The organism is Pseudonocardia sp. ICBG601, from assembly GCF_020496245.1.
The window spans coordinates 50,249-58,316 of sequence record NZ_JAHLJA010000175.1 but is presented as its reverse complement, the minus strand read 5'-3'; the positions used below and the strand labels follow the sequence as shown (position 1 = coordinate 58,316).

Here is an 8,068-nt window from a genome sequence, read left to right as displayed (position 1 = left end):
TCACGTCACCGTCCTGGCCTGGTCCCGGTCGGCATCCAGGGCGGCGGCGATCCGCGGGTCGGTAATGGCGGACTCGCCGGTCATGATCGTCTCGTTTCCTCCCGCAACTGTCTCATAAGTTTACCATGTGGCCGTGTTTCGAGGCGGTGTTTCGACGTTAGATTGTGAGACAGCGTGACCTGGGGTGATGTCGATGTCCGAACTCGCCTGCACGCTGTCGCGGAACCTTGGTTTCGAGACCGGCCAGTCAGCCGCTGGAGGCGGCGGCGGCCAGGCGAAGACGGGCGTCCATGTTCAGCCGCACCTCGCCGTAGGGCAGCACGTGCGCCCAGAACAGCGGCGTCAGCCCGCGCCGATCCTCAGCGGTGAGCGCGTCGTCCCACTCGGAGCCAGCGAGCAGGTCCTGGATCATCAGGGTGTTCACGTACACCAGGGCGGCCTGCAAGATCCGCAGGCACAGCACGCTCATCTCCTGCTCGTCGCGCCGGTTGGTGGCCAGGTCCCCGCCCTTGCCGTAGAAGATGACCGCGTTGGCCCGATTCCACGACTCGACCACGTTCAGGCCCTCGTGGATCTCTCGCTGGAGTGCCCGGCTGTGCAGGTAACGGGCCAAGAAGATGGTCTTTTGCGCCCGGCCCAGCTCGATCATCGCCTGGTAGGTCGGGTGCGCTGCGTTGGCCTTCATGAATCGCCGCAGGATCGCCTCGGTCGAGGCGGTGCCCACGCGGATCGCGGTGGCGTACTTGAGCATCTGGTCGTACTGCTCAGCGATGCGGTCCCACCGGACCGGGCGGGTCATCGCCGGTGCCAGACCCGGCCAGGCGTCTGGCTCGCCAGCAGCCGGGCGGTACAGCTTGACCTTGTTGATCCGCTTGATCCTCGGCAGCAGGTCGAACCCGAGCAGCTTCGTGATGCCGAACCCGATCTCGGACTGACCATGCGTGTCCACGTAATTGGCCTCGACCTGCATGTCGGTGCCATGCCGGATCGCGCCGTCGACCATCGCGTGCACCTCGGAGGCCGAGCAGTTCAGCCGCTGCGAGTGGATCACCACGGAGCCGCGCTCGACGTGCCAGTAGATCAGCACCCCTCGGCCGCCGTAGCGGGAGTGCCACTCGGTGAAGATGTTCTGGTCGAACGCGCCGAAGTGAGTCGAGTCGCTGGCCACGGCGGTGGATCCGTCGCCCCACAGTGTCTGCTGGCGGGCGGCGAAGGTGGCGTTGGCGATCTCGATCGCGATCTGCCGCGCGGCCTCGGTGCTCAGGTAGCGGCGCCGGGCGTAGCGAATCTCGTCCTCGGAATGCCCGTGCTCGCCGCCGGCGACCGCACGGATGCCGGTGTTGGTGCCGTACCCGTAGATAGCCAGCAGCAACCGCTCGGCCAGCACGTGCTCGGGCAAGGTGCCGCGGTCGGCGACCGAGGTCACCGCCGACAGGCAGCCGGTGCGCAGCACCGCCTCCTTGAGCATGTCGATCAGCGGCACCGTGCCCCACCGGGCCTGCACAGCCTGCTTGAGCCGGCGCAGGTTGCGCGGCTCCGGCGAGGCCTCCAGCGGGGCCAGCTTGACCGCGCCAGCCGCGCGGTCGCTAATCGACAACCAATCGCAGCCCGGCAGGGCGGTGTGCAGGGCCTCCAGCTCGGCGCGCATCTCGGCTTGCAGGTCGGCGATGAACTGGCTGGGGTCCAGCGGCTTGCGCAGCGCCTGGTAGTGCTCGACGCGATGGTCCTCGAAATCGGTCGGAAGGTCTTCGGCCGGGTTGCGCCAGGTGTCCGCGCCGACGACCCAGATTTCCTTGCACCGCAACTGCTCGCGTAGCGCCTGGAAGGTGCACACCTCGTAGACCATGCGCACGACCCGTTGCCGGCGGCGCTTGTCGTCCTTGTAAACCAGCGCCTCCCAGTCCTCGCTCAGGCCGCGATGGACCGGGATGTGCTCGCCGGCCGGGTAGTAGTGCAGGTTCCCGGCGCTGGCGTAGCGGGTGATCAGCTCCAGCGCGTCGAGCACCGGCCGGTGGGTGGTGTTGTTGCTGCGGAACTCCAGCACGTCCAGCAGCTTGATCAGCCCAGTCCGGTAGTGGTTGGTGTAGGAGCCCTTCAGCGTGGCCTTCACGGTGCGCTGGTAGGTCGGCCCGGAGGACTTGAACTCCGCGATCAGGTCGGCCAGCACGGCCTGCGGCGCGACCGGGAACACGGTGTCGCGCACGAGCTGGTCGCCGGCGTTCACGGTCGCCTCGGCGACCCGGAACAGCAAGTTCTCCTTGCCGGTGACCCGCTTGAACTCCTTGATCAGCTCCTTGGTCACCCGGACCTCGGCGCGGGCGTTGATCCGGTGCACGGTGGAGATCAGCAGCTCGACCAGCGTGTCGGTGATCTCCCGTTCCCGGCAGTGCAACAACGCCGCCAGCAGGGCCAGCGTCACCTCAGGCGCGTGTCCGCGCAGGTGGCTGGGCGCCTCGACCGCCGCCCGCGCCCGCCAGGCGGCGACCACCTTCGGGGCGATGTCGGCGAACACGCCGGCTGACAGGCCGACCGCCCGTACCGCTTCCAGCTTGGCGATCTCGGTCAACATCGTGTTCAGGCTGACGTTGCCCGGATCGGACCGGATCGAGGCCAGCACCGCCGGCCCGTCACCGTCCCCGCCGGGTTGGCCGTCGTCATCGGCACCGGCCGCGACCAAGGCGAACAGCCGAACGCGCACCGCCTCGGATAAGCGGATCGCCACCCGTGCGAACAGCAGCTCCTCGCCGCGGTGCAGCGCCGAGCGCACGATCCGGTCGACGCGGCCGCCGGTGGGCGGCTCGATACGTTCCTCCCGGCACCGGTCCAGCAGCTGGTCACGGACACGTTCAGCGCCGCGCTCGGTCTGGGTGACGGTGGTGACCAGCCACTCGGTGAGCTTGTCGGCGTCGGCGACGCTGCACTCCCGGAACCCCAGTGTCCGGCGAATCTGGCTGCGATGGAACTCGATCGTGCGGCCGGACCAGTCGTAGAACGCCAGCTCGGTCACCGGCACACCGACCTGCCGGGCCACGTAGTCCACAGCGGCGTCGGGGATCTCGCTCCGGCTGCGGGGAAACCGGCCGTGCTCGGTGTAAAAGCGCAGCAACACCGCGAACCCGAGCCGCGTCGCGCCACGCTTGCCGGCCACCATCGCCAGCTCGGCCTCGACCAGCGTCCACCGATCGATCAGTTCGTCCTGACCCAGCTCACGCGCCACGCACGGACGCTACTCCCACCCCCCGGACACCGCCGCGACCAGAGATTCAGGGTCAAGCCCCCAGCGCTCGTTTGCGGCTGATGACACGATCCTTACCGGCACCCCGATCTGGGGGCGTTTGTGGACGTCGCGGTACCCACTCGCCGCGGACAAGTTCGACGACGGCGTGTGGCGGCAGACCCGGGAGGAGGCGATGACCCGGATGCACGTCGAGCTGCACCCCAAGCAGGTGTGGGGGTTGATCGGCATCGACGGCGACAGCGCCGACGCGGTCCTACGGATGGTCTCCACCGTCGACAGCCACCCGATGCCGAACGTGATCATCGAGAACCCCGTCAACGGCCACGCCCACGCCGGATTCGGCATCACGACACCGATCAACGTCACCAACTACGGATCACGCCGCGCGGTCCGCTACGGCCTCTCCATCGAAGAAGCACTACGGCGCGCCGTCGGCGGGGACCCGTCCTATCCCGGGCGGCTGATCAAAAACCCGTTCCACTCCCGCTGGATCACCCACTTCCTCCACGACAAAACCTCCACCCTCAACCAATACGGGGCGATCCTGACCGCCGCCGGACACATGCCCGGACGCGGCTGGCACAACCAGCGGCGGCGTGAACCCGTCGGCTACTCCCGCAACGAAACCCTGTTCCACATGGTCCGCCGCTTCGCCTACCGGGAAATGCGGCACCACTGGGGCGACGCCGACGGCTACCGCGCCGCCGTCGCCAAACACGTCGCCATCCTCAACGCCGACTTCCCGATCCCCCTCGGCGGGAACGAACTCGGCCACATCTCCCAGTCCATCTCCGACTGGACCATCAACTACTCCCGCATGTGGAACGACGGCCCCGCCGCCTACGACGCAGCATTCTCCGCCATCCAAGCCGCCCGCGGACGCAAAGGAGGCCGAGTAGGCTCCGGACGCAACGGAGGACTCGCCGGAAACAGCCGACCCGGAGGACTCGCGCGCGGCGGAGACCAGGCTGAGGCGTCGCAGCAGATTCGAGAGATGATGGCGAAGGTGGCCTACTCATGACTGCGCAAATTCCGAAGCGGCGAACCAAGTCTGCTCGCGACCTCGCTGAACAGTTCGGCGTCACTCGCGCCACTGTCGTGCGCATGATGGCCGAACCGCGAGACGACTACGAACGGCGGGCGCGACAACGCCGTGCCGCTGCGGTGCAGCTCCGCCTCCAGGGACTCACCTACCGCGAGATCGCGGAACGGCTCGGCACCAGCATCGGGTCCGTCGGGCACGTGCTTTATACCGCCCGCCGCAACGGCGACTGGGCTGCTGCTGTGGCTCGCCATACCGCTGATCACGCAGAGTGAGATTTCGAAGGATGTCCCAAAACGGCCCTCAATCCGTACCAATCCGTACCATCCGTAACAGCAATGCTAACTGTGCAGGTCAGGCTCTGATTATGGGTGGTACGGATTGAGGGGGTGGTACGGATCAATCCGTACCACCCCCTCAGCGGACAGCGCGCTCACGCGCGCCGAAGATCGCCCTGAAGGCAGCCTGACCAGCTATTCTGCTGATCCGGTGGACACCTGGGCACGATCGTCACTGTTGGTGACGAGATCAGGCGTGTAGCGCCGCCAGGCATCGGCGAAAGCCTCGCGGCGATATCCCTTGGTCTGTCCGAGCCCGGCGAACCGGATGGTCGCCGGGCGGATGTCGTACTCGCTCAGCAGGACGCCGAGGCGTCGGGCGGTGAGTCCCTCGCCGCGTGGTCCGTAGTCCGCCCACGGCGCTTCGGGGTCGGCGCGGAGTTGCTGGAGGAGTCGCATGGTCGGCAACGCGGCCTCGTCGCCGAAGGCGGTGTGGCAGTCGGCGAGGAGTCGGATGCGTTCGGATCGGTCGTCCCCGGCGTCTTCTGCTTGCAACGCGAGGATGGCTGTGCGTGCGCGGTCGGGCCAGTGCCCGCCTGCGTGGTCGGCGATGGCGACCAGTGGTTCCCAGGTGTCCGCGGCGCGGTCCTCGACCGGCATCACCGGCTCAGCCGCCTCCAAGACCGATAGGTCGTTGCGGAGCCAGCCGTGCAGCCGCTCAGCGAGCCGTTGAAGCTTCGGTCGGTCGCGTCGGTGCCGGTATGGCGCGACGGTCTCTCCGGGTGCTCTGCGGCGCATGTGGACGACGATGGCGCGGTCTTCGATGGTGTCGGGCATGCGTCCGATCCCGGCCAGGGCGGCCATGGCGAACGTGGAGATCGACTCGACGCGGTTTTTGGCGAGGTCGTAGCGCTTCGCGGGCCGGTTCCGCTGGTGTCCGGCGTTGAGGAGTCCGCGGAGGTCTTCGTGGCCGGTGGCGGCGGGTCCGAAGATCGTGTCGGCTTCGTCGACGAGCATCGTGGGTGGGTCGGCGGTGATGGAGCGGTAGACCGCTGCGGGTCCGTCGCCGCCTCACTTCGGTCACAGACCGTGACGGCAACTCCCGTGAGGGGCTCCGGCGCATATTTGCACTGGTCAGACCGCGTGTTGACCGGTCTTCGGGCCGTCTGAGCGGCAGGCTCGCCGGGGGCCTGGTACGGGTTGATCCGTACCAGGCCTTCAATCCGTACCACCCATAATCAGGGCCTGACCTGCACAGTTAGCATTGCTGTTACGGATGGTACGGATTGGTACGGATTGAGGGCCGCTTCGGGACATCCCCCGAAATCTCACTCTGCGTGACGAGTCGGGGGCTGGGGTGGCGCGCGGCGGCGGTCACGGTTTTCGGTGGTGCGTGGTTGCGTTTCCGGCGCTATAGATTGCGGCGCTCTGCAGGTGTTGCTGAGGGCTCCCCTGCCGCCTTTTCTGCCGCTTGTGGTGCCGGAGGGCTGGGCGTTGTCAGAGCTACGGATGAGTGCTCTTTTGCGCTAGGGCAGGGGTGGTGCCGGGCACGGTATTGATGTGACTGGTTGTGCGGTTTCAAAGGTGCCGCAGGATGGTTTTAGCATCTGCTTGCACGGTGTTGTGGTGCGTGCAGGAGCCCCCGCATCCGCCCGATGCGCGATCCGGCGGATGCGGGGGTTGTCGCGCTATCGTTGAGGTCGCGTGTCCTCGGTGCTGTCGGCCCGACGGGTGGCCCAGTAACTCCCGAGAGAGGCTTTGTTACTCCCGAGAGAGCACAAGATCGTTTTCGGGGCCGTCTTCTGGACTTGCCCCCTGGGCGTTCTCGAGTCAGTCATCGCTGTGACCTGCTGTTGTGTGGATGGTTGAGTGAGTTCCGGTGGGCGCGGAGCGGCCATGATCATCAGTACGTAGTTCCATGCTTTGAGAGAAGGAAGGTCAAGGTCAAGGTCAACTGACTGCGGCAAGGGTGGGCGGTTTGAGCTGGTTTGGGCGTATCTGCGGTGTAGGTGGTTGTTCGCCTCGCTGCGCATTGGCGGTGGCTGTTGTTGGTGGGGCGTGGTGGGTGGGTGGTTTAAGTTGGTTTCGGCGTATTTGTCCGTAGTGGCTGAGCGTGTTCGTCTGATTGCTTCCGGTAGTGGTTCTTGACCAACGGGGGGGGGGCGTGCTCGGATGCGGTCGTGAGTACAAAGAAGTTCGCATCTGCGTCTCGTGTTATCGGGACTGTGTTGGTTGTGGCTGTTGCGATGGGGTCGGCTACGGGGATCGCTTCGGCTGAGACTCAGTCGGTGACTGCTTCGGCTGCGGGCATTGTGTCCGCGGAAGATTTGAAGTTAGTGGCGTCTTCAGTCGGGGAAGACGTGACTGCGGTGGAGAGCGCTCTCCGTGTTATCGATTCAATCCCTGAGGACGTTCTGCGCCAGGGAGATCAAGCTACTATCGCGTGGCTGGAAAGTAACTACAAGACGTCGCCTGGCGCGGCGCCTTATGCTTTCAATCTCGCGCAGTGCTCGTACGGGATTCTTATTGCGATTGGCTCTAATGCGGTAGCCGCCGCGAAGATTATTAAGATTAAGCGGATTGTGGACAAGTTTGGCGGCGTCGGCAAGGTCATCGATAAGCTGCAAGCGAAGAAAAAGCAGGGAAAGAAGTTCAAGACTGCTCTAGTGGAGGTTTTCGAGGAGGGGGGGATCGGAGTGGGTGCGCTTGCTGCGGAAATCCTCGGAGTCGACAAAGTTATCCAGAATTGCTGGTAGGCCCAGCGCCAATTCGCAGGCGGAAGTCTTGACCCAGAGGTAGTAAGTCGCTGATCGATGGAAATCTATGAATCTCTCCGCAATTCACACTGCATTGGAATGGGCAATCATTGCGTCGGCTTTCCTTGTGCTAGCTTGGGACGCGGTAAGAGTGTCGCGATTGCTTCGTTCGAGGGTCGGTCTTGACGGTGTAGTGGCTGCGTCGTGGTGGGCAGATGACAGTTTCTTTGCTGGCTTCGGAGCTGCTGTGCTGGGGTGGATTCCAGGTACCTGGCTGCTTGCTGGCAGGGCAGTCGATGGCGCAGAGGCAATGGTGTACTGTGGGCCTTTAGCAATATGTTCCGCCGCTGCGCTTTTCCATCTACCTAAGAAATTCGAAACGCGCGGCGTTCGGTTGATCTGCATGGCAGTTACGGCGGCCGCTGGGGCGATCTTGGGCGCGGGCCGGTAGCGACCGGCCCGCCTGTCGTGGGCAAGTCGATCCGGACCGGAGCCCGCCCCCGGGGCGGGTGAGGACCGGAAGCGGCGCGGCAGCCCGGGGTTGTTCGGCTCAGCGCAGCGACTCCGCCCCAGCGGGGGCCGCTTCTTTGCGATACCCACTTAGCCGGGCTAAGTGTCTAGCTTGCTCCGCCGCAGGCGGAGCCGTGGCCGTCCTCCCGGGGTGGTGCGTCCGGGAGTGAAGCGTCCGTGCGGGACCGGCACCCGGCCCGGCGATCACAGCACTGTGCATAGGTGTGGTGGCTGTTGATCTTGG

At 65.6% G+C, this 8,068-nt stretch carries 5 protein-coding genes; 3 read left to right on the top strand and 2 right to left on the bottom strand.

Annotation, left to right across the window (positions count from 1 at the left end; translation table 11 throughout):
• Positions 1 to 247: 247 nt before the first annotated feature.
• Complete coding sequence (locus KPL57_RS57335) at positions 248 to 3,217, bottom strand: Tn3 family transposase (RefSeq protein WP_226351132.1); 2,970 nt, start codon at positions 3,215 to 3,217, stop codon at positions 248 to 250.
• Between the two features lie 118 nt (positions 3,218 to 3,335).
• Here KPL57_RS57335 and KPL57_RS57330 point away from each other — a divergent pair, with 118 nt between their 5' ends.
• Both KPL57_RS57330 and KPL57_RS57325 read left to right on the top strand, forming a co-directional pair.
• Positions 3,336 to 4,259 (top strand): replication initiation protein, encoded by a 924-nt coding sequence (locus KPL57_RS57330; RefSeq protein ID WP_226358492.1) that lies wholly within the window; start codon positions 3,336 to 3,338, stop codon positions 4,257 to 4,259.
• A complete protein-coding gene (locus tag KPL57_RS57325; RefSeq protein ID WP_226358491.1) occupies positions 4,256 to 4,555 on the top strand; it encodes a sigma factor-like helix-turn-helix DNA-binding protein in 300 nt (99 codons plus the stop codon). The genes KPL57_RS57330 and KPL57_RS57325 overlap by 4 nt, the downstream gene beginning before the upstream one ends.
• Before the next feature lie 198 nt (positions 4,556 to 4,753).
• On the opposite strand, the gene KPL57_RS57320 is transcribed toward KPL57_RS57325, so the two are convergent.
• A complete protein-coding gene (locus tag KPL57_RS57320; protein ID WP_226358490.1) occupies positions 4,754 to 5,575 on the bottom strand; it encodes a DUF3631 domain-containing protein in 822 nt (273 codons plus the stop codon).
• A gap of 1,163 nt (positions 5,576 to 6,738) precedes the next feature.
• Between KPL57_RS57320 and KPL57_RS57315 the strand changes: the two genes are divergently transcribed.
• Positions 6,739 to 7,314: a hypothetical protein gene (locus tag KPL57_RS57315; RefSeq protein WP_226358532.1), complete on the top strand. Its 576-nt coding sequence runs from the start codon at positions 6,739 to 6,741 to the stop codon at positions 7,312 to 7,314.
• Positions 7,315 to 8,068 lie beyond the last annotated feature (754 nt).